Source organism: Sphingobacterium sp. ML3W (assembly GCF_029542085.1).
Taxonomy (GTDB): Bacteria; Bacteroidota; Bacteroidia; order Sphingobacteriales; family Sphingobacteriaceae; genus Sphingobacterium.
In genome coordinates this window covers 6,107,963-6,131,649 of sequence record NZ_CP107036.1, presented here as the reverse complement: position 1 = coordinate 6,131,649, position 23,687 = coordinate 6,107,963, and the positions used below count along the sequence as shown (strand labels likewise).

18 protein-coding genes are annotated in these 23,687 nt (G+C 38.7%); 10 read left to right on the top strand and 8 right to left on the bottom strand.

Annotated elements, in window-relative coordinates; genetic code table 11:
- The gene (locus tag OGI71_RS25325; RefSeq protein ID WP_282252908.1) at positions 1-210 is read right to left on the bottom strand and encodes a hypothetical protein; all 210 of its coding nucleotides are present in this window, start codon (positions 208-210) and stop codon (positions 1-3) included.
- A gap of 1,368 nt (positions 211-1,578) precedes the next feature.
- Between OGI71_RS25325 and OGI71_RS25320 the strand changes: the two genes are divergently transcribed.
- A protein-coding gene (locus OGI71_RS25320; RefSeq protein ID WP_282251020.1) for an IS3 family transposase occupies positions 1,579-2,756 on the top strand; the annotation gives its coding sequence in 2 pieces (ribosomal slippage) (positions 1,579-1,849 and positions 1,849-2,756; 1,179 coding nt in all).
- A 58-nt stretch (positions 2,757-2,814) separates the two neighbouring features.
- Here the strand turns inward: OGI71_RS25320 and OGI71_RS25315 are convergent.
- From OGI71_RS25315 to OGI71_RS25295, 5 genes are all read right to left on the bottom strand, one after another.
- On the bottom strand, positions 2,815-3,825 hold the full coding sequence (locus tag OGI71_RS25315) for a hypothetical protein (RefSeq protein ID WP_282252906.1): 1,011 nt from the start codon (positions 3,823-3,825) through the stop codon (positions 2,815-2,817).
- Between the two features lie 117 nt (positions 3,826-3,942).
- The gene (locus OGI71_RS25310) at positions 3,943-5,403 is read right to left on the bottom strand and encodes a SusD/RagB family nutrient-binding outer membrane lipoprotein (RefSeq protein WP_282252904.1); all 1,461 of its coding nucleotides are present in this window, start codon (positions 5,401-5,403) and stop codon (positions 3,943-3,945) included.
- A 13-nt stretch (positions 5,404-5,416) separates the two neighbouring features.
- Positions 5,417-8,647, bottom strand: coding sequence for a SusC/RagA family TonB-linked outer membrane protein (locus tag OGI71_RS25305; RefSeq protein WP_282252902.1), 3,231 nt, complete (start codon positions 8,645-8,647; stop codon positions 5,417-5,419).
- Between the two features lie 649 nt (positions 8,648-9,296).
- Entirely contained in the window at positions 9,297-10,568 is a 1,272-nt protein-coding gene (serS, locus tag OGI71_RS25300) for a serine--tRNA ligase (protein ID WP_282252900.1), read from the bottom strand.
- 447 nt (positions 10,569-11,015) lie between these two features.
- Positions 11,016-12,089: a class I fructose-bisphosphate aldolase gene (locus OGI71_RS25295; RefSeq protein WP_282252899.1), complete on the bottom strand. Its 1,074-nt coding sequence runs from the start codon at positions 12,087-12,089 to the stop codon at positions 11,016-11,018.
- Positions 12,090-12,180: 91 nt separating this feature from the next.
- Here OGI71_RS25295 and rsmI point away from each other — a divergent pair, with 91 nt between their 5' ends.
- The 4 genes from rsmI (at position 12,181) to OGI71_RS25275 (ending at position 16,701) form a co-directional block, all read left to right on the top strand.
- Entirely contained in the window at positions 12,181-12,846 is a 666-nt protein-coding gene (gene rsmI / locus OGI71_RS25290) for a 16S rRNA (cytidine(1402)-2'-O)-methyltransferase (protein ID WP_223580529.1), read from the top strand.
- A gap of 36 nt (positions 12,847-12,882) precedes the next feature.
- Positions 12,883-13,608 carry a PH domain-containing protein gene (locus OGI71_RS25285; RefSeq protein ID WP_282252898.1) on the top strand — a complete coding sequence of 242 codons (726 nt, stop codon included), beginning with the start codon at positions 12,883-12,885 and terminating at the stop codon, positions 13,606-13,608.
- Positions 13,609-13,622: 14 nt separating this feature from the next.
- Positions 13,623-15,245, top strand: coding sequence for an apolipoprotein N-acyltransferase (gene lnt, locus OGI71_RS25280; protein ID WP_282252897.1), 1,623 nt, complete (start codon positions 13,623-13,625; stop codon positions 15,243-15,245).
- Between the two features lie 319 nt (positions 15,246-15,564).
- Entirely contained in the window at positions 15,565-16,701 is a 1,137-nt protein-coding gene (locus OGI71_RS25275; RefSeq protein WP_259187049.1) for a cysteine desulfurase family protein, read from the top strand.
- Between the two features lie 82 nt (positions 16,702-16,783).
- Here the strand turns inward: OGI71_RS25275 and OGI71_RS25270 are convergent, their stop codons facing one another.
- Complete coding sequence (locus OGI71_RS25270) at positions 16,784-17,203, bottom strand: copper resistance protein NlpE (RefSeq protein WP_282252895.1); 420 nt, start codon at positions 17,201-17,203, stop codon at positions 16,784-16,786.
- Positions 17,204-17,288: 85 nt separating this feature from the next.
- Entirely contained in the window at positions 17,289-17,621 is a 333-nt protein-coding gene (locus tag OGI71_RS25265; protein ID WP_282252893.1) for a tetratricopeptide repeat protein, read from the bottom strand.
- Positions 17,622-18,223: 602 nt separating this feature from the next.
- Between OGI71_RS25265 and OGI71_RS25260 the strand changes: the two genes are divergently transcribed.
- From OGI71_RS25260 to OGI71_RS25240, 5 genes are all read left to right on the top strand, one after another.
- Positions 18,224-18,961, top strand: a complete 738-nt coding sequence (locus tag OGI71_RS25260) for an electron transfer flavoprotein subunit beta/FixA family protein (protein ID WP_282252891.1) — start codon at positions 18,224-18,226, stop codon at positions 18,959-18,961.
- 21 nt (positions 18,962-18,982) lie between these two features.
- Positions 18,983-19,957: an electron transfer flavoprotein subunit alpha/FixB family protein gene (locus OGI71_RS25255; protein WP_282252890.1), complete on the top strand. Its 975-nt coding sequence runs from the start codon at positions 18,983-18,985 to the stop codon at positions 19,955-19,957.
- A gap of 201 nt (positions 19,958-20,158) precedes the next feature.
- Positions 20,159-20,785 (top strand): bifunctional nuclease family protein, encoded by a 627-nt coding sequence (locus OGI71_RS25250; RefSeq protein WP_282252889.1) that lies wholly within the window; start codon positions 20,159-20,161, stop codon positions 20,783-20,785.
- Between the two features lie 45 nt (positions 20,786-20,830).
- Positions 20,831-22,195, top strand: a complete 1,365-nt coding sequence (locus OGI71_RS25245) for a nucleoside permease (protein ID WP_282252887.1) — start codon at positions 20,831-20,833, stop codon at positions 22,193-22,195.
- Positions 22,196-22,239: 44 nt separating this feature from the next.
- Complete coding sequence (locus OGI71_RS25240; protein WP_282252885.1) at positions 22,240-23,553, top strand: mechanosensitive ion channel domain-containing protein; 1,314 nt, start codon at positions 22,240-22,242, stop codon at positions 23,551-23,553.
- The last annotated feature ends 134 nt before the right edge of the window (positions 23,554-23,687 follow it).

Genomic DNA, 23,687 nt, shown 5'->3' with positions numbered 1-23,687 from the left:
CTATGCATTCAAACGTATTTTCGTATCATGCTCTAGCTCAACGACACATTGCTGCCATATAGCAGTATAGATTTTCAAACTTTTTAGACCGGACGTATTACTGTTGTTCAGCAGTGCTCTCTGGATGCGCAGTAGTCTCTCCCTGATACGGATAACAGCCAACTCCCCAAGCTGTTCTATTTTACCAAAAGTATCCCGCTCCTTATCCATGTGGAGTCGACAGCCAAAACACGCATGTCAAAAACAAGCGACAGGTGTTTTATATAACAGTATAGAGAAATAAAGTATTTTAAAGCCTTTTGAGCACCTAACTTCTTTTCAACGAAAAACAACCCAACATCGCACCTACTAAATGTGCACACAGCCTTAAAACCTTTTAATTTCAAAGAGTATTCACTTGTTCCAATTGTCGAATTGGTTTTTGTATATTTTTCTAACACATTACAGAGCTTACACCCCAGACCCACCGGATAGTTACTGACAGCTTGTAACTGTCTGGCACCTCTTTGGTATATCTCTGGTAGCTCTTTAGTACATTCCCAGTACCTTTTTGGTAGCCTTTCAGTACACTCCCGGTAGCTTAACAGTGAGTTAACGGTACCATTCGTACCGAGGAATAGACCACTTAAGTCCTGACCAACTTCGCCCCTTGCTCAGATTTTCATCGAGTCCGCATCTGGATTTCATCGGGCCACGTCGATGAAAACTCGAAGCCATCCATATAAGAAGTCATCTATATAAAAGGGCGAAGTTGACTCGAAAATTGTCAGAAGAAGGTGGTCTCTCGGCTCCCATTCGAGTGCTCTTCGGTAACGTCCCGAAGAACAGCCGAAGCACTCCCGAAGAAGTGGCGAAGCAGGTACGGAGCAGATCCGAAGGCTGACCGAACAAAACCCGAAGGCCCCTCGAAGAAATCTCCGCCTTAGTAATTTTTGATCGCTGCTCTTCCAGCACTTTTGTAGCACTGGACAAGTACCTTTATAGTAAGTTTTTCCTTTGTCAATTTGCTTACGCAACAATTGTGTAAATAGTACTATATCTGTGCTTAAGCAGTACTTAACGATTACTTGGAATATACGGGTAATATAGCTGAAATTGACTGATAATTCAGCTGATTGAATCCTGATTTTTTTATTTAATTTGTTATAAGCAGGGAGAAATCTTTTCCATTAGGCAGTTCTCTCACAACCTTTTAAAAATTGGTCATTTTTAAAAGGTTTTTAGGAATTGTGACCTGCTGGATTTAAACTCCTTGGATACATACAAACGCATCGCTTTTGCTCCAAAGCCTAGCTTGAGTACAATATAATAGCTAAATCTAAGATTGTTAAAAGAGGATTTTCAAAAATAAATAATAAGGTCGCTACAGTCTTCAAGATTAATGGAAGTCATTATGTGACTTTAACATACAGAACTATAAAATGATCAGAGCGTTTACTTCAATCTTCGAATTAAATCACTAAAATTTTGTCACCATTTACATTCGTATAAATAGACATACACTCTATTGCAATCATAATGAAGTTGCTACATTTGACTGGACATTAAGTTAAGAGAATTTAATAACTTAACAGACTTATGTCAAGAGAAAGAAAAGTTTATACCAAAGAGTTCAAACTGATGAGCGTTGAACTGAGCAACACGCGTAGCGACCTTAGCGCGCTGGCCAGGGAACTGGATATTAGCCCAGCATTATTGTATAGGTGGCGAAAGGAACATTCTGTAAAACAAGGAAGTAGTTTCTCTGGGAATGGAAAAGTTATCTTGAGTGAGAGTGAACAGGAGTTAGCACGATTAAGAAAAGAACTTCGGGAGACACAGATGGAACGGGATATATTAAAGAAGGCTGTAAGCATCTTCTCCAAGAGCGACACCAAATATTCAGGTTCATAAGGGACAATAGGGAAATATTTTCAGTCGAGAAGATGTGTCAGGTGTTCAAGGTGAGCAGAGCGGGCTACTACAACTTTTTAAAGGGTATCCCTTCAAATAGAAGTATTGAAAACCAACAGATTACTATGGAAATCCAGGATGCATTTATAAGAAGTAAAAATACTTACGGCAGTCCGCGTATTACCAGAGAACTACACAAAAAGAATATTAAAATATCCAGAGTGAGGGTAGCCAAACTGATGAGAAAGGCCGGGTTAAGAAGTATTGTCAAGAAAAAATTTAAGGTGACCACAGACTCCACCCATAAGTTTTCGGTACCGGAGAATATATTGGACCGTGATTTTAAACCGGGAACACTTGGTGCAGTATGGGTATCAGACATCACTTACATCAAAACGCAGCAGGGATGGTTGTATCTGACAACTGTAATCGATCTGGGAGATCGAAAAGTAATTGGATGGGCTTTAAGTGAGACTATGAATGCGGTAGATACGGTGATTTCTGCTTTTAAAATGGCACAAAAAGCAAGGCCAATCACCCAGAAACTAATATTCCATTCCGATCGTGGCGTACAGTATGCCTGTCATGAGTTCAGCTCTATGGTGGAAAAAAATCCACTCATCATAAGAAGCATGAGTAGAAAGGGAAATTGCTGGGATAATGCTGTCGCTGAAAGTTTTTTCAAGACACTGAAAGCGGAATGTATATATCAGCATAAATTCGCTCACAGGAAGCAAGCTGCGCTTATTGTCTTTGAATATATTGAGACTTGGTACAACCGAAAAAGGCAACATTCTGCCTTAGGATACTTATCACCAGAGGAGTTTACTAGAAAAATAAATAAACAAAATATTGCAGCTTAACTAGGTGTCCATTTTATTGTTGCAATTCCATAACGTAATCGGATGAGACAGGATATAATTATAACCGAATCGGAATAGTATAACTTACAGCAACAGGTTCCCCTTGCAATCGCCCTGGCTTCCAGGATCCAATACGTTGAATGGCAGTTGTTATCTCGCTTCTAATTTTCATAGGAACATCCTTATCATATGTAAACTTACTTAGATGACCATCTTTGTTGACAACAAAATTTACAGAGGTAGCATCCGACTTCAATTGATTCACTAAATCATTGGGTATTTTTATATTTTTATAGATAGCCTTCATATACTGATCCATTTTAAGAGGGGGCATAGCTGCTAACTCCTTTGTATCAGCATCGTAAGAAATTACTTCACCAGTAGCACGAAATCTTTTACCACTTTGAAGGGTACCACCCAAATATAGCTCTTCATACTGGCTGCCCATATTCCAGCCATTCCATTTTCCTTCCCTTTCATTATCTTTTAACTCACCTTCGATATAGGTACCATCGTCATAATCCAGTCGAAGGAATCCATTTCCTCTCTTTAAAAGATAATTCCCTATAGAATCCAAATATAACAGGTAATATGGCTTGGTCATTGGAATACCAACAAATGGACTTTGTCCTGATTCTACCTGTGTAACCAGCATCTTCAGTTTTCCTGTGGGGTAATAATAATAAGATGAATCAATGGGTAAGGCGTGAATATCGAATGTCTCCAAGCTTTTTAACTGTCCATTAGGATAGTAGGTAGTGAATTCTCCTATATATTTCCAGCCTATCCCCCCCGCCGTACTGTCACGGCTGTACCCAAAAGATTTCATGGAATCTGTATCCGCGTAATAACTGACGATATTAAATAGTTTTTCAGAGTCATTTCCTATCGAAACAATATACTGATAAGATTGTGATTCAGCTTTCGTAGAAACAGAATTCCCTAGGTTATCGAAATAGTTTATGATAGTATCAGTAACAGATTCTAGTCCCCTTTCCTCTCTAGAAGCAGCCTGTACATTCCATCCTGTCAAAATATACACAAGCAATAATAAAGTCGATCTTTTCATAAAATATAGTAGCGTTAATGGATGCAAAAATACATTTTTTCAAACAAACGCATACAAAACAAGAGCGGCAATTTCTTTCGAAATTGCCGCTCTTAAAGTATATAACCTAATAATGGATTATTTCACATCCCACCATACTGGCGTATAGATTACAACATTACCAGGGTAATTTGTATTTGAAGTAGCCTCACTGTTTGCATAAGGCATCCGTAATGGCATTCTGCCTTCTCCTAAAGTAGAAGCGATAGAAGTTGTAAAGAAAGTTGGATAACCAGTTCTTCTCCACTCAGTCCATGATTCAAAACCTTGGAAACCACACATTGCATAATATTTTTGTGTGATAATCGCTTTCAATTTTGCTTCGGTATCACCTGTAAATTTCGCATCCGGAGCTTCTGCGATATATTTAGCAGCGTCACTAGCGTTTGCCGTAGCTGTAAAGCTTGTTGTAATACCAGATTCAAATAATGCTTTTGCATCACCTTTACCCCAACCTTTTACCACAGCTTCAGCTTGCAAAAATTTACTTTCAGCAGCCGAGAATAATTTTACTGGCGCTGTTGCTGATGTAGGATCCACTGCGCGGCCACCAACAAGAGGTGAAGGAGAAGAAACTAATTTTGCTGAATTTGCATTAAAATCACCTTGAAGAATAAATGCGATCGTATCCTGTCCGCTTAACTTATTATAAAAAGAGAATCTTCTCGGGTCATTGTTTTTCACAAATGCCTGAATCACCGTTCCACTTGCCACAACATTTTGAGTTTTACCCAATCCGACCATCTCGTTATAAAACGGATTTTCGTTACCACCAGTTGTTGTGTAAGTTATTGAAGCATCCTGATCTAAGAAGGCTGCATTTTTTGCATAAAGTGCCTTAATACCAGCTGCAGCTTTGCTCGCATCAACATTTGAAATACGTAAATATGCTCTCAACTTCAAGGTATTTGCAAAAGCTTTCCATTTATCCAAATCACCGTTGAAGATCATATCTTGAGTTGAGACAGGTACCGCCTGTGGTGTTGCTAACAAAGCCAAACCTTTATCAATGTAGTTGAAAATAGAATCGTAAACAACTGCTTGAGCTTCGTATTTAGGATTAAGATTTCCATTTGCCTTCAATGCTTCTGACAATGGAATATCTCCAAAAGCATCTGTTGCTACTTGAAAGGTATAAGCCTTCAATAAGTAGGCAATACCTTTATAATTGTCATTGGCAGCCTCATTTGAATTGATGATTAGTTCAGCATTATTCAATGCGCTACGATACAAAATCAACCATGATCTATCCATTGCTGTATTCAATACTTGATATCTGTCGATAGAACGGTATTGAGAGGAAGTAGGGTTTTGTGTCCAATATTGTCCCCAGATATTACCATATACCTGAAAACTGTTACCTACGACTTGACTGATAGCAGCTTCCACTGTAGGTAATAATAAACTAGGCGTAGCTGTTTCTGGATTGTTCGGATTTTCATTCACATCCAAAAATTTATTACAACTAGTCAACCCTAGTGTGCCAACTAAAGCTAAAACTAAAAGCTTCTTAGCATTTTTTAAATTTATAGTTTTCATACTTTACTTGCTATTAAAATGAAACTTTAACATTGATACCATAATTACGTAATGAAGGCTGAGCTGTAAAGTCAAAACCTTGTGCATTACCAGCACCTGATGAATTCACCTCTGGATCAGCGTATTTATTTTCGCTTGGTGTCCAAATAAATAGGTTATTTCCAAACACACCGATTGAAGCAGCTCCAAATGGTGTATTTTTCAACATATCTTTAGAGAATTTATAAGTAAATGTAAGATTACGCAATTTAACATAAGTCGCGTCTACAACATTAACCCCTGCTTCCATGTTTGGATAGTAATCTATTTTATCATATGTTGCTGTCGTGTTAACAACAGAATTTCCTGCCGCATCTAGATAAACTGAATTCGGGAAAATCTGGCCGATACGATCGCCTCCTGATTCAGCTGAGGTACCAACAAATCCCATAATATCCTTTGTTCTAGAATAGAACACACCACCTTGTTTGGTATCGAACAAGGCACTCATCGACCAGTTTTTATAACTCAAACTTGTACCCAAAGAAGCTTGGAAATCTGGATTATAGGTACCTAAATATTCTGGCTTAGAAGAAGCTATTGGCAATCCTGTTTTCTGATCCACAATCGTACGACCTTGTGCATCGGTAGCATTTGTAACTCCATAAAACTCACCGTATGGGCGACCTACTGCAGCAACGATACTCATTCCAGAGAACCCACCAACTGACACCTGTTGTACACCGTCCATCAATTCAACAACTTTACTGTTGTTTTTTGTGAATGTTCCAAACAATTCCCATGTCAAGTTTTCTGTTTTCACAGGTGTTCCTCTCAAAGTCAATTCCACGCCACTATTTTGAACTTTACCAGCATTTACCAAACTAAGTCCGTAACCTGTTGAAAGCGGAATAGGAATACTCAAAATTTGATTTTTCGAATTGTTTTTGTAATAAGTAAAATCAGCAGATAAGCGGTTGTTAAAGAAGCCCAATTCTGTACCCACTTCGAACGAAGTCGTGATTTCAGGTTTCAAGTTTAAATTCCCAATGGTATTACCTGACATTAGCGCAGATACGTTACCGAATGGAAAAGATGTTGAACCAAAACCGCCAGCAATTGCACTTCTAGAGAACGTTGAAATCAATTGATATGGATCTGTATCCGAACCTACTTGTGCCCAGTTAGCACGAATTTTCGCGTAACTAAACTTACTCTTCAACTCAGGCGAGAACAATTCCGATGCAACAAATGACCCACTTACACTTGGATAAAAGAATGAATTATTTTTCTTAGGCAAAGTGGAAGACCAATCGTTACGTGCTGTAGCTTGTAAATAAGCTATGTTTTTATAAGAAACGTTCAAATCACCGTAAACTCCCACTAAACGACGGTTTGTCCAAGTATCTTCGATCAGATCTAATGGACCATTGGAGTTCGCAAGGTTATACCATCCCGGAACAACAAGTCCACCGCTTGAATTTGTCGCAGTGCTATTTGAAGTTGTTTTACGCTGACGAATATTATTACCCAACATGAACGACGCTTCCCAATCTTCATTGAAAGTATGTTTGGCCGTCGCCATGAAATCATGAACAATCTCATTTACATTAAATTGGTCAATACGATATTGTCCTGGATCTGTTTGAATATTTCCTTCAGAATAATTACCTGAAGTATTGTCTATTGGTAAGAAGCTATATTTAGGGGATTCCGAACGTCTACGATCACTGTAATTATCCAAACCAATACGCTCTTGAAAAGTCAACCATTCTGTCGGTTTATAATTCACATTGAAGTTCCCCATAATACGGTTCACATCATTGAAATTATTATAGTTTTCCAACACCCAGTATGGATTCATAGTATAAGCACCATAATACCCATAAACATCATTATGAGCGACACCATTTTCATCCGTATAACCATAACCGTTATAAGGATTAGATAAATCTTTCAAGCCAACAACATCGATATCTCTCGGTGTTTGCAATAAGTTATTATAAACAGAACCACCACCTTGTCCACCACCAACATTGTTACTATTGATTCGACTATAATTTACAGCGATACCAGCGCTAAATTTATTGGAAAATTCTGTTGTCCCATTGAATCTAACCCCATATTTATTGTAGTTATCTTTTTTACCTGGATATACGCCATTCGAATTCAAAGCGTTTAATCCTAAATAAAAGGTCGATTTATCCGAACCACCAGAAAAGCTTAAGTTGTTGTCAGAAGCAATACCAAGATCAAAGAAATCGCGTACGTTGTCCTTCACAGCAGAATACGCTTTTTTCTGACGAACACCGTTTACAGCTTGTCCCCATTCTTGAATTTCACCAGTAAATGGAGCACCCCATGACCAGTTTTCTTTTGGATCATTTGAGTAAATGAGATCCCCCGCTTTATTATAACCTGATGAACCTTGTCCATATTGATTTTGAAATTCAGGTAATTTCAAAATAGATGATAGTGTATTCGTAGAGCTAAAAGTGATTTCGTTTTTCGAGCCCTTTTTACCACTTTTTGTTGTGATGATCAACGCACCATTGGAAGCTCTTGATCCATATAAGGCCGCTGCTGCAGGTCCCTTAAGAACAGTTACAGAAGCGATATCATCTGGATTAATATCATTACCACGGTTACCAAAATCAACACTCGCTAAATCGCTTGCTCCACCCATTTTGCTTGTATTATCGATAGGTGTACCATCAACAACAATCAAAGCTTGGTTGTTACCTGAAATAGATGAACCTCCACGCAATACTACGCGAGAAGAGCTACCCGGTGAATTTGATGTGGATGTAATGTTCACCCCCGCAACCTTACCTGCTAACGAGTTAATTGCACTGGAATTACGTCCTTCCGTCAATTCATCACTCTTGATTGTTGGTGCTGAATATCCTAAAGAGCGTTTTTCTCTTTTGATTGCATTTGCAGTCACAACGACCTCTTCCAATGCATTGTCATGGTTCTCCATGGAAACATTGAAAACGGTACTGTTGTTGTTAACAATAATGGTTTTATCATCAAAACCAACTGAACGGAAGACAACAACTTTGCCCGCAGGTACATTCAATGAATAATTACCACTTGCATCTGTTTGTGTCGCTTGATTAGTTCCTTGTACAACCACTGTCACCCCAGGTATTGCTTTACCATCAGCAGATGTAACACGACCACTAATCTTTTTTTCTTGTGCGAATGCAACCGAAGTCAGGATCATTCCTCCAACAAGAAAACTTAGTAATGTTTGTTTCATGTTTTAGTTAGTTAATTTTATTATTTTTCTAATCCTATATATTGATATAAACTATATCCGTTAACATAACTGTCTAAACAGACATTGTTTAGACAATAAACAGAAATATGCAAATAGCACATTGCCATTCATGGGATAACAGTTGAAAATATTATTGAGAAAGCAAGCTCTAGGTAGATGTAGAGTCAGTCCTTAGATAAATATCCAGCTGTAAAATTTGCTCTTTTCAGCATTTACAGTATATAATAGTTAGTGCGATTTTTATTAGCGGTTCCAAATATATAAAGCCAAAGTTGCTTTTACAAGTTTTTTAACATTCGCTCGCAAAAACAAAAAATACTGCAACAAAGACAGTAGTATATTACAAATTCAAACAAGAGATTCATTTTAGAATAAAAACTCTACAAACAAATTCAAAACAGAATTTTATACGGAATCAACTATATTTAACAAAACATTAACAATGTAGTAAGAAAATATTAACATAAACGTTTCTGTATTTTTAGTGTTCAAAATAAAAGTAATTTATAACGATTCTAAAATCAATCCCAATCGAGTTATTCCAAAAAAAAAGGGACTTTACCTGTTCAGGTAGAGTCCCTTTTCAATATAAATCCTGAAACAGGAATTTATTATTTAATTACATACATTAATCAATGTATTCGAATTTGGTATAAGGTACCAAAACAGCTGGTATCCGAATGCCTTTATCCGTTTGATTATTCTCTAAAATAGCCGCAACTATACGTGGTAAGGCTAAAGCTGACCCATTTAATGTGTGAGCTAATTGCATTTTTCCTTCGGAATTTTTGAAACGTACTTTCAGGCGGTTGGCTTGATATGTTTCAAAATTAGATACGGAAGAAACCTCCAACCAGCGTTTTTGGGCTGAACTATACACCTCCATATCATAAGTCAATGCAGCAGTAAAACTCATATCACCACCACATAAACGCAACACGCGATAAGGTAGTTCCAATTTTTTAAGCAGACCTTGTACATACAGGCTCATTTCTTCCAACACATCATACGATTTTTCCGGATGAACAATCTGTACAGCCTCAACTTTATCAAATTGGTGCAGACGGTTCAAACCGCGTACATGAGCGCCATAAGAACCTGCTTCGCGACGGAAACATGGTGTATAGGCACAATGCTTAATCGGGAACTGCGCTTCCTTAACGATTACATCTCTGTAAATATTGGTTACCGGAACCTCTGCCGTAGGGATCAAGTATAGATTGTCATTGTTGACATAATACATCTGCCCCTCCTTATCCGGCAATTGTCCTGTAGCAAATGCAGAGTCTTCATTCACCAAGATCGGCACCTGTACTTCTTCATATCCTTGCTCAGCTGCCTGATCCAAAAAGAAATTGATCAATGCACGTTGCAATTTTGCTCCCTTACCTTTATAAATTGGAAATCCGGCTCCCGCAACTTTTACACCGAGCTCCAGATCCACAATATCATATTTGTTTAATAATTCCCAGTGTGGCAACGCGTCTTCTGATAAAACTGGAATCTCCCCATTCGTTAAAACGACTTCATTATCATCAGCGCTTACACCAACGGGAACAGATTGATGTGGTAAATTAGGCAATTGTACGATCTTATCATTCAACTCGATTTCGATAGCGCTCAATTTATCCAATAGTTGCTTCACCTGCTCTTTATATCCGGAGGATTGCGATTTAATGGCTTCAGCTTCTTCTTTTTTTCCTTGGCGCATCAGATCTCCAATCTGTTTTGCTGCCGCATTAGCTTCGCCCGAAAGTGCGTCCGATTCCGCTTGGATCTTACGGCGGTCTTCATCTAAACTGATGATTTCGTCGACCAATCCAATTTCCTTGAAATGCTTGACAGCCAATCTTTCGATAACCGTATCCCTGTTTTCACGGATATAATTCAATTGCAACATAATTATAAATGTATTATTTAAAAATAGTGAACAAACTTAGATAAATTTGCCTGCATATACAAGCAAATTTATTCAGTAATGCCTGTTTGTGGCGCTTTCATGCTCCTTTCGCTAGAGAGGTTCCTTACCACCTTTATGCATGATACACATGTCGATTCAATGGGAAAACTCGGCCCTGTTCAGAAGATACCCCTGCTGTTGTGATAGCTCGTGACATCCCCGGATGATTTAATCAGCGATCAGAATTAACACACTTTTATCATCAGGTAGTGAGACACTCAATAAGGATGAAAGAGGTATTCTTCACCTATTTTCATTCCGGTCCGATTAATATAAAAAACGTCCTCCAGAAAAACAGTTTTCCAAAGAACATTCCATGCGATATTTTTTCCTCTAAATGAATTGGCAATAAAGATCTTTTGTCAACGCCCTGATATTAAAGCGGATTTAAGCAATCGTAACTTCTTTACATAAATAGACATCCTGGATTGCATGTAGCAATTCTACCCCTTCGTTCATCGGTTTTTGAAAAGCTTTCCGACCGGATATCAAGCCTGTCCCGCCAGCTCTTTTATTGATCACAGCGGTTTTTACAGCTTCCTGTATATCATTTTGTCCCGATGCTCCGCCCGAATTGATCAGTCCCGCCCTACCGGCGAAGCAATTGAGTACCTGATAGCGACAAAGATCAATCGGATGATCCGATGATAACTGCGTATACATCCGTTCATCTAATTTACCATAGCTACTTTTACCCATATTCAGCGCCTTAAAACCACCGTTCAATTCCGGAAGTTTTTGTTTAATAATATCTGCTTTTATGGTTACGCCGAGATGGTTGGCCTGTCCTGTTAGATCTGCAGCTAAATGATAATCTTTGTCTCCTGTTTTAAATGCTGAATTTCGCAAATAGCACCACAATACAGTAGCCATACCAAGTGAATGTGCTTCTTCAAATGCCTTTGCTACTTCGATAATCTGACGATCGGACTCTTCCGAACCGAAATAAATGGTCGCTCCAACTGCTACCGCTCCCATGTTCCAGGCTTCGCGTATCGTTCCGTACAGAATTTGGTCAGCACGGTTGGGATAGGTCAACAATTCGTTGTGATTGATTTTGACCAGAAAAGGAATCTTGTGCGCATATTTTCGTGATACTGCCCCTAAAACGCCAAAAGTCGAGGCTACGGCATTACAGTTTCCTTCCAATGCTAATTTCACGATATTCTCCGGATCAAAATATTGGGGATTGGGAGCAAAAGAAGCACCTGCACTGTGTTCGATCCCCTGATCTACCGGCAATATGGACAGATACCCAGTATCGGAAAGCCGCCCGGTTCCGAAAAGTTGTCCCAGGCTACGCAATACCTGCGGCGTGCGATCACTGGCACCATATACCTGATCAATAAAAGTAGTTTCGGGAAGATGGAGCATCGTTTTGGAAACTGCTGGTTTGTCAAACGCTAATAGATAATCTGATTCTGCACCTAGATGTGCCTGTATTTTTTCAATGTTTTGCATAATTTATTATTGCATTTATATAGAAAATAACTCCAAAATAGACAGAATGTTTTAGCACATATTATATAGTAAAAAAAACTTAACTTTGACCATGTTATATTTAGTTCCAACACCTATTGGCAATCTGGAGGACATGACCTTTCGTGCAGTCAATATTCTGAAAGAAGTAGACATCATCTTAGCAGAGGATACAAGAACAAGTGCTCCCCTTTTAAAGCATTTTGGCATCGATAAAAAGGTATTTGCACATCATCAACATAATGAGCACAAAGCGGTTTCCGAAATCATCAAGTTTCTGAAAGAAGGCCAAAAAATCGCCCTCATTTCAGATGCGGGGACACCAGCGATCTCTGATCCCGGTTTTCTATTGGTGCGGGCTGCTCTTAAAGAAGGATTGGAAGTGCAATGTCTACCCGGCGCCACCGCTTTTGTACCGGCACTTGTTAACTCAGGTTTACCAAATGACCGTTTCTGTTTTGAAGGATTCCTTCCTGTTAAAAAAGGTCGCCAAACTCGCCTCAAAGCTTTAGCTGAAGAAAAGAGAACAATGATTTTCTACGAATCACCACACCGCATCCTCAAGACAATCGAAGAGTTTATTACGGTCTTCGGTGCAGAGAGACAAGCTTCGATTTCTAGAGAATTGAGCAAGTTATACGAGGAAAATGTCCGCGGAACATTAACTGATTTAAAATTACACTTTGAAAACAATCCAATTAAAGGAGAATTTGTATTTTGTGTAGGTGGATTGGAATAAATTTTGACAATCTTTGATTAATAAAACGTATTTGACATGAACATGGAACAATTTGCACAAGATGGACAGGATATAAAAATCATTGAAAAATTGATTACTAAAGTCCAGGACATGCTTACTCCAGGAGAAAAAATAGATTATATCGCGGTACAGAAAAAACCTGCGGTGACAATTTTACCGGACAGTATCACCATTAGTAATAAGCGCATTTTTATGTGTGAATTCACCAAATTGGGCTTAGCGACTGATTTTGAAATTTTCGGATGGCAGGATATTAAAGATATTGCCTTCAAAGAAGAGATCTTTGGCTCAAAGGTCACCGTCATTCCTTTTACTGGAGAAAACTTAAGTATTGACTACATTCCAAAAGTTCAAGCCAGAAAACTTTACCAATATATTAAAGCTGCTCTTGAAAATTATAAAAAAGCAGAGCTAGCTGCTGAAAAGGAAAAGATCGTAATCGCCCCCAGCAGTCCTCGGGAGGTTATCGTTGAGAAGGTTGAAGACAATCAGCCGACTCCAGTACCAGTTTCAACAGCAGCACCGGTCGTTACCCCTCCTGCGCCAGTAGCACAACCTGTTTTCTCGGCACCAGTGGTTCCACCTGCGGCACCTATTTCCGCTCCTGTGACTCCAACCGTAGAAGAAGAGGAGGATGAAATTACCTTAAAACTAAAAAAACTAAAGACACTCTTTGACAAGCAACTCATCACACAAGATGAATACGAACAAAAGAAAAGAGAAGTTTTATCCAGTTTATAAAATAAGTGGGTATTGTGAAGAACAACTATTTATTGGCACTTTTAAGTGCCTTTTTATTGTGGTTGGGTTGGCCTCCCATCCCCTATTCAAGCGTATTGCTTTTTATCGGTTTTTTACCCTTATTGATTGCGCTGGAAAATATCATCCGTAATGATACAATTAAAAAGAAAGGTAAAAAAATCTTTCTAACAGCAGGTCTGACGGCAGTCATCTGGAATACCGCATCCATTTATTGGGTATACAATTCCATCTCGGCAGTTATGCCTCCTTTTGCAGCGATTTTGATCAGTTTGATCCCCTTCTGTCTGGGCGCTGCATTAATGGCTTTAGCGTTCACCTTATACTATCGATTAAGGCGTAAAACTTCACTACTGTTATCCCTTTTTGGATTAATGGGATTTTGGATCAGTTATGAATTTCTTCATGCTACTTGGGATCTTGCATTTCCATGGATGACTTTAGGCAATGGCTTTGCTAATTTTCATCAATTGATTCAATGGTACGACATCACCGGTGTATACGGCGGATCAATATGGATCTGGTTGGTCAATATTTTAGCATTTATGCTCTACCTCAATCGAAAAGGTATCTACCAACTTAAAAATAGAATCGTCCCCATCCTTTGTCTAGTGCTGGTCTTATTCGTTCCAACGGTCTATTCACTGGTTCGCTACTTCAATTATGAGGAGCACCAAAACCCAGCCCAGGTGGTGGTGGTGCAACCAAATGTGAACCCTTACATCAAGTTTCAGCTTAGCCCTGAGGAGCAATTAAACACCTTGTTTTCACTGTCAAGTTCAGTAGCCAAACCAAATACGGAATTTTTTATCTGGCCTGAAACGGCTCTTTCCCAAAACGGTGATTTTGATGAAGAAAACCTGCGTGAAACGTATTCTTATCAACGGATTCTAAAATTTTTGGATCAATACAAAAATGGTAATATCTTATCGGGCATCGAAAGTTATCAATTATACAATTATGCAAAGACAGCAACTGCACGTGAAATTGCCCCAAATATTTACCAGGACAACTTTAACGCAGCAACATTGATCGATTACTCATCCAAGCTGCAATTTTACCATAAATCTAAATTGGTTCCTGGTGTAGAACAGATGCCCTTTGGTGCTGCGATGAATTTTTTGAAACCGCTTTTTAAAGCATTTGGAGGTACAACAGGTGGCTATGGAAAGCAAGCGGAACCTTCGGTTTTCTATGCACAAAGCGGTATTGGTGCGGCTCCTGTCATCTGCTATGAATCCATATGGGGGGATTATGTAGCGAAATATGTAAAAAAAGGAGCGCAGTTTATTGCGATCATCACCAATGATGGCTGGTGGGGTAATACTTCTGGAAAAGACCAACATTTGCAATATGCAAAATTAAGGGCCATAGAAAATCGGCGCTGGGTCGCCCGGTCTGCAAATACTGGAATCTCCGGTTTTATCAATCAACGGGGTGATATTATACAGCAGACAAAATGGTGGGAACCCGCAGCATTAAATCAGGAAATCAATCTGAACGAAGAGATCACAACATACACCAAAGTCGGCGATATCGCTGCCTATCTAGGTCTAGCGATCGCGCTAGCTGGATTTCTTATCATAATCGTACGCAAACGCCATCCAAGGTTACTATAAAAATACAGCTATTTCCTCTACTCAAATAGATGTTTTGTTATAGGTGATGTGAACCCCAAAAGTTAAATAAAAGCTTTTGGGGTTCACTTTAATCTCTGGACAAGCAGTTTGTCCCTATCTCCCCCCACATTCCCTTGCTATTCCATATCAAATATCCGATTCGCTACGAATCCACTTTTATTTTTTTTGGGTCTTCTGATTTCAATCGAAAAGCTCTCCATCCTTATTCAGCCCTCCAATAGAAAAAAACGACTAAATTATGATGAAAATAAGTCATTTAATGCATTTGATTTACTTTTGAGATTTGTAATTTTGCATCATGCAAGTATATTTTGACAATGCTGCGACTACAGCCTTAGATCCTGAAGTTATAAAAGTAATGGTAGATGTCATGGATAACAATTTTGGAAATCCATCTTCTATCCATAGTCACGGAAGACAAGTAAAAACAATCGTAGAAAAAGCACGGAAAACAATCGCCAACCTACTCCATGTATCTCCGGCAGAAATTTTCTTTACTTCGGGTGGAACCGAAGCCGATAATATGGCGATCGTACGTTCGATCACGGACTTCGGTATCACACATGCAATTACCTCACCGATAGAGCACCATGCTGTTCTACATACATTGGAGGAGCTTGAGAAGCAGGGAAAAGTTCATCTTGATCTGCTTCATGTGGACAACAAGGGAAATCTGGACCTGAATCAACTGGAGGAGCTCTTAAGTAGCAATCCCCGTACCTTTGTTTCCATTATGCACGCCAATAATGAAATTGGCAACCTGAATGATATCCAACGTATATCGGAATTATGCCAACAATACAATGCGATATTTCATTCCGATACCGTACAGACCATGGGCCATTACCCGCATGATCTAGGTCATCTTAAAATCGATTTCATTACAGGTGCAGCGCACAAGTTTCACGGACCAAAAGGTGTAGGTTTTCTCTATATCAATGCAAATAATAAAATCAAACCGTTGATTTACGGTGGAGCTCAGGAGCGGAATATGCGTGGCGGAACGGAGAATGTTTATGGTATAGCGGGACTAGCCAAAGCTTTAGAACTTGCCTATGAACATATGGAAGAACATCAAGCTTATATCCAAGCACTTAAATCGTATATGATTGAAGAGCTGCAAAAAGCGATTCCGGATATTGATTTCAATGGTGTTATCGAGCCCAGTAAATCGCTATATACGGTACTAAACGTATCCTTCCCTTGCAGTGATCTTGCTGATATGTTACTATTCAATCTAGACATTTCGGGCATATCCTGTTCCGGAGGAAGTGCCTGTAGTTCAGGAACCGATATTGGATCACATGTACTAGGGGCTATTAAAACAAATTCAGACCGTCCATCGGTCAGATTCTCCTTTTGCAAAAACAACACAAAAGAAGAAGTGGATTTTGTTGTGTCAACCTTAAAAGAACTTTGTACAAAAAATAAATAGCAATAAGTCTACTAAACAAAAAAAACCGAAGAGAATTCTCTTCGGTTTTTTTCTATATAGGTATTATATCGTTCAATAAATTTCAGTTTTTCGTCAGCACATAGTATTTGGAGATATCCCCTGTAATATCATTACCCGATAGATCCAACTGGCTTAAGAAATGGTTGCCTAATTTGAATTTGTAATCAACGCCGTCCAGTGTAATAATGTTTCCATCCAATTTCCATTTTCCTTCACGCACAAAAACATCATCACTTTTATTGAGATATTTGGACGAATATTTATAGGAGTTGTCTTTGTGTAATGATATCAATGTTTCTATGCCATCGCAGTCGGCACAGGGCATCACCCCTTTATATTCTCCGATCACAACTTCTGCTCTGTCCCTTCCCTTTAATTCTTGCAAATTATCTTTATAGGCAGCTACACTCTGTTTGGGATTATCACATCCCCCCAATACAATCATTACCAACAATCCCACTGTCCAAATAAACCTTTTCATCTCATTCCAAATTCTAAAAAATCAGCATCTAATAGTTATACCCTTAAAATTCATAACAAATTAGATACCAAAAATTTAGAATGGATTAAAAATCATCATCGTCATCCTCTACTAAAAATGACAAAGCTCCCTGTAACTCTCCCAATGCATGGAAATTACGGCTTTTGCGGGCTATTTCAATTCCATTTTTATATGTTGTAATTGCAGGTTCCTGTTTGTCCAGTTTTTCATATAATTTTCCCAGATGATAATATGTTCCCACATAATCCGGATGATTTTCTATCAGCTTTTCAAATCTGGACAGAGCTTCCTGCTCGTCATTCAGCTTCAGATACTCGGCAGCAATAGCATATTTTAAAAAAGGATCTTCGGGGCTCTCTTTCAAAAATTCGTTGAGTTGATCCAATCGTGTTGACATATCTTTTTTATTTCAAATTTAACTAAAATTGCGTTTATCTGTAAACAATTATTTTTAATTACCAGGTAGCTGCTATGCCATAAATCAACACACTCCGCTTGGATTGATCAAGTGAAGCGTACTCAATTTAATGTTCTAAATTTCTTCTATATCTCAGCAACGAAATCTAAATCATGGTCGCTTCATACACGATAGTAATAGTACCGTATAGTACCGTGCTGAAAGTGATTATAAAAACGACTAACTTTTTAACCTCATCAAACAAATAACAAAGTTATATTGCTAGTTTGCTCCAAGCAATTGAACATTAAATGGGAGAGTCTGAGCAATTCGTTGAAGTAAAAATACTATGCTAGCATATAAAATGACACTATACTGACTTATGATCCTCATTAAAAAAAAGAATATTTAATCAATCAAAATTTAACAAACACAAACAAAATAACTCAAAAAATTATAAATACAGCAAAAATAACAAGATTCAAGTAGTACAAATTAAAAATATCACAACGGCACAAGTGAGCCATGAGACAAAATTTTAAGCGGTTCGGGGCTTTTTATTTGAGAGAAAATATAGTAAGTTTGGGTAAAACCAATCGTATATGAAAATATTAGTTTGTATAAGTAATGTCCCTGACACTACATCGAAGATCACTTTTACAAATGACAACACGGCCTTTAATACAGCTGGGGTGCAGTTTATTATAAACCCTTATGATGAGATTGCTCTTTCCAAGGCAGTTGAATTGGCTGAAGGAGGAAAAGGAACAGTGACTGTCATCAATGTTGGAGATGCATCCACCGATGCAACCATTCGCAAAGCATTGGCTATAGGCGCAGACAATGCCGTCCGTATTAATGCTATTCCCAGAGATGCCTGGTTTGTGGCCAATCAAATCGCAAATTACGCAAAGGACAATGCTTTTGATCTGATTTTAACTGGACGAGAATCCATCGATTATAATGGTGCTCAGGTCGGTGCAATTGTTGCCGAATTGCTGAATATACCATCCGTGTCAATTGCCAAAAAGGTCGATATAGCTGCTGATACCGTCAGTATTGAACGTGAAATAGAAGGCGGAAAAGAAGTTGTAACCGCCAAACTTCCCATTGTTATTGGCACAGCTGAAGGAGTAGCCGAGCCTAAGATACCCAATATGCGTGGTATTATGAGTGCACGTACCAAACCATTGGATGTGCTGGAACCATCCGCAGTTGATACACTTTCCCACATTGTTAATTATGAGACTCCAGCTCCACGCGGTACTGTAAAACTCGTTGATGCTGCAGAAGTTGAGAAACTGGTTTCTCTATTACATGATGAGGCCAAAGTTATTTAATCATTAAATTCCGAAAAAACTATGTCAATACTAGTATATGTAGAAAATACCGATGGAAAATTCAAAAAGTCTGCTTTTGAAGTAGTTTCTTATGCGAAAGCCATCGCTGATAATACAAACACTGATCTTGTTGCCATTTCTATTGGTAATGTTGCACAGGATGAACTTGCTGCTCTGGGCAGCTATGGTGCTTCCAAAGTACTCACCGTCAATAATGAACAACTCTCCTCTTTCGTCAATCAGGCCTATGCAAGCATTATCGCTGAGGCTGTCAAGAGCATAGGAGCTAACCTGCTTGTACTTTCCAATTCATTCTCGGGTAAAGGTCTTGCTCCCCGGATTGCTGCGAAACTCCATGCAGCTCTTGCAGATGGCGCACTATCCTTACCAACTATCGAAGGCGAAAAATTAATTGTTAAAAAGACTGCATTTTCAAATAAAGCATTTGCCACAGTAGAATTGACCGCAGCAACCAAGGTCATTTCCCTTAGCCCCAATGCCTATGAAACCAAGGAAACCGGAGGCACTGCAGTGGTTGAATCATTTACGGCAAATGTTGCCCAAGCAGACTTCTCTACAATTGTTAAGGAGATTGTACGCGCGACAGATAAAGTTTCATTGCCTGAGGCAGAAATCGTTGTCTCCGCAGGCCGTGGACTAAAGGGCCCTGAAAACTGGGGAATGATCGAAGAGTTAGCAGATGTCCTTGGTGCCGCTACAGCATGTTCAAAACCTGTTTCTGATGCAGGATGGCGTCCCCATTCGGAACACGTTGGCCAAACGGGTATTGTTGTGAGTCCTAATCTCTATATCGCAATTGGTATCTCAGGGGCCATTCAACACTTGGCTGGAGTCAGCTCATCGAAAACTATTGTTGTCATCAACAAGGATCCTGAAGCACCGTTCTTCAAAGTTGCGGATTATGGTATCGTTGGTGATGCCTTTGATATTGTACCCAAATTGACACAAGCATTAAAAGCTTACAAAGGTAGCTAAGCTTTTTATACCATATTTCCTCCCCATTCATAAAAAAGTGAATGGGGAGTTTTCGTTTTGCCTTTAAATAATTGCATCCTCCTCATTCAAAAAGGTCTTAATTGCTAAGGAGAAATCGATAAATTTGTTTCATACAGAACGTAATTATAATTGCATATAAAAGCAAATTTATCTAAGTTTGTAGACCGCTTTGGAATTAAAATGAAGAAAATCAGATTAGATATCGTTGGTTTATCCTATAGTCAAACACAGTCTGGGGCTTATGCCCTAGTATTGGGAGAAGTGGAGGGCAACAGAAGATTGCCCATCATTATTGGTAGCCATGAAGCTCAAGCTATTGCTATTCGGATAGAAAAAATGATTCCAAGCCGCCCCCTTACACATGACCTATTTCAATCTTTCGCGGAATCTTTTGGTATTAAACTCGTTGAGGTACTCATCTATAACCTGATTGAGGGTATTTTTTATGCGAAGATTATTTGTTCTGACGGCAACAAAATGGTTGAAATTGATGCACGAACCTCCGATGCCGTTGCGCTAGCTGTACGATTTGAAGCACCTATTTACGCCTACGAATTTATCATGTCATCTGCGGGAATCATTATTGAGGGACATGAATTCGCATTTTTGGAAAACCTGGACAAAGCCAACAAAGTACAGGATCCCAATATGGTTGAGGTCGAAGAAAAGACTCCTTCCAAATCCCCTAACAACCCTTTTTCTTCGTTGACAGACGAACAATTGGAGCAAGCACTCAACCAAGCATTAACGGAAGAGAATTACGAGCAAGCAGCGTTGATTAGGGATGAAATTTCCAAAAGAAAATAACTCCTCTCTCTAAAGCGAAACAAAAACTCTAAATAATATCGTTTTATGTCTATTAAATTAAGATTGACCATTATGAGCTTCTTTCAGTTTTTTGTCTGGGGAGCATGGTTGATTACAATAGCGAACTATTGGTTTGGCACAAAGCAATGGGATGGCACACAGTTCGGCGCTATCTTCGCGACAATGGGAATAGCTTCGCTATTTATGCCAACACTAATGGGGATCATTGCAGACCGCTGGATAAATGCTGAAAGACTATATTTTATTCTTCATTTATGTTATGCTGCTGTTCTTTTTTATCTACCGCAGGTAAATGATCCCAACACCTTTTTTTATGCGATGCTCGCGGCGATGTGTTTCTACATGCCTACATTGGCACTGTCCAACTCTATTGCTTACACGGCGTTGAATGAAAACAACTACGATCTGGTCAAAGCATTTCCCCCTATCCGAGTTTTCGGTACCATCGGATTTATTGTAGCGATGTGGATTACAAATCTAACAGGCAATAAAGCTACAGCATATCAATTTTATATTGCCGGAACAGCGGCCCTAGCCTTGAGCTTATATGCCTTTACATTACCAAAATGTCCTCCCAAAAAATTACAACAGGAAAATGCGTCTTGGACACAACTATTAGGATTAGAAGCTTTTAAATTATTTGGAAACTATAAGATGGCTCTCTTCTTTATATTTTCCATGTTCTTAGGCGCTGCATTGCAATTAACTAATGCCTATGGAGATGTATTTCTGGACGAATTTAAATTCTACCCGAAGTTTGCGGAATCTTTTGTTGTGAAATACTCAACGATCATCATGTCGATTTCGCAGATATCAGAGACACTTTTTATTCTGGCAATCCCATTTTTCCTAAAAAGATTTGGTATTAAGAAAGTCATGTTGATATCTATGTTTGCTTGGGTATTACGTTTTGGACTATTCTCGTTCGGGGATCCGGCAGGTGGCTTATGGATGATTGTACTTTCTTGTATCGTCTATGGAATGGCATTTGACTTCTTCAATATTTCGGGTTCTTTATTTGTAGAAACATCTACGACTTCTAGAATTCGTAGTTCTGCCCAAGGTTTATTTATGATGATGACAAATGGGTTTGGTGCTGTATTTGGCAGTTTCGCTTCAGGGTGGATTATCGACCATTATTTCACCAAAAGCTTTCAAAATGGACAAGATCTTGCCCAATATCTGGATACCAATATCAATGATACGCATTTCCTTAATTTTCTGAAGGAAAAAAGTATCTCTTTATTACCTGACGGGACGCTGAACAATAGTCTCATGCTCAAGGATTGGCATGATATCTGGCTTGCCTTTGCCATCTACACGCTGATTATAGCAGTTCTCTTCGCAGTATTCTTTAGACATAAACATGAGCGTGAATCGCAAAATTAAAAATAACAAAAAGCCGCAAATGCGGCTTTTTGTATATTTGCAGGATGCAAAACACAGCAACAGAATTGTTGAAGGATTCTCAATCCCAAATTTATAACTGGACTTTTCAATGGATTAAAAATCTTGGTTTGGATAACCAAACCAACCATTTTATCAACTCAATTATTTTATTGTTGTTGGTTGTCTTATTTTTGATCATTGTTGATTATTTCAGCAAAAAAACACTCTTATTATTAACGATCAAAGCGATCCGAAAAAGCACCAACAGATTTGATGACTTATTGATTCGGAATAAAACGTTAAAACTGGTTGCCCATTTTGTCCCCATATTGGTCGCACAATATATCATACCCGTTATTTTCATGGGTTTCCCAAACTGGAAAGAAAACATCAACAAATTGTTGGCGATTGCCACTACGGTTGTCAGTTTGCTTATCGTACATTCCTTATTAAAAAGTATTCGGGATATATTAAGAACAAAAAAATCCTTTGCGGACAAACCATTAGAAAGCTATTTACAAGTCTGCCAGATCATCATGCTCTTTATTGGTGGTACCATCTGTTTTTCGATCTTAACAGGCAGTTCTCCATGGTCATTTCTTTTATCACTAGGTGCTGCCTCAGCGATCCTGATGCTGGTCTTCAAAGATACCATCCTAGGTTTTGTCGCCAGTATACAGGTCTCAGCCAATGATTCAATACGTGTAGGCGACTGGATAGAAATGCCTAAATACGGAGCCGACGGAACCGTAAAGGAAATCAATCTCAATAATGTTAAAGTGCAAAACTTCGACAAGACCATCACAACAATCCCAACACATACCTTATTATCGGATTCCTTTAAGAATTATAGGGGCATGCAGCAATCTGGAGGAAGGCGCCTAAAAAGAGCTATAAATATTAAAATTTCCACGATCCGGTTTTTAGATAATGAAGAGATCGAAGGACTAAAGAATATACAGATTCTCCGCCCCTATATCGAAGACCGTGCAAGAACAATAGATGAATTTAACAGCATTCATCAGATTGATCCTTCCAATCCAATTAACGGTAGGAAAATGACCAATCTGGGTATGTTTCGTGCCTATGCACTTACTTACCTCCGTCAGAATCCCCATATCCATAAAACCATGCCCTTAATGGTACGGCAGTTGGCGTCGACCGAACATGGGGTACCAATCGAACTTTACTTTTTTGTCAATGATATACGCTGGGAATATTATGAAGGCATTGTATCCGATGTTTTTGACCATCTGTTTGCCGCCACAAAATATTTTGACCTCGAAATATTTGAAAATCCTGCTTCGGATGATTTTAGACAATTTATAAGAGCACAAAAAATCAGTATATTGAATTAGTGCCAATAACAAGTGTAATCCATAAAAACAGTGAAAGGTAATCCGGGGAGATTACCTTTTCACTTTAAAAACAAACTAAATTTTTAGACGTGTTTCACAACAGATCTACACATTAACCCTAACTCTTTATGAAT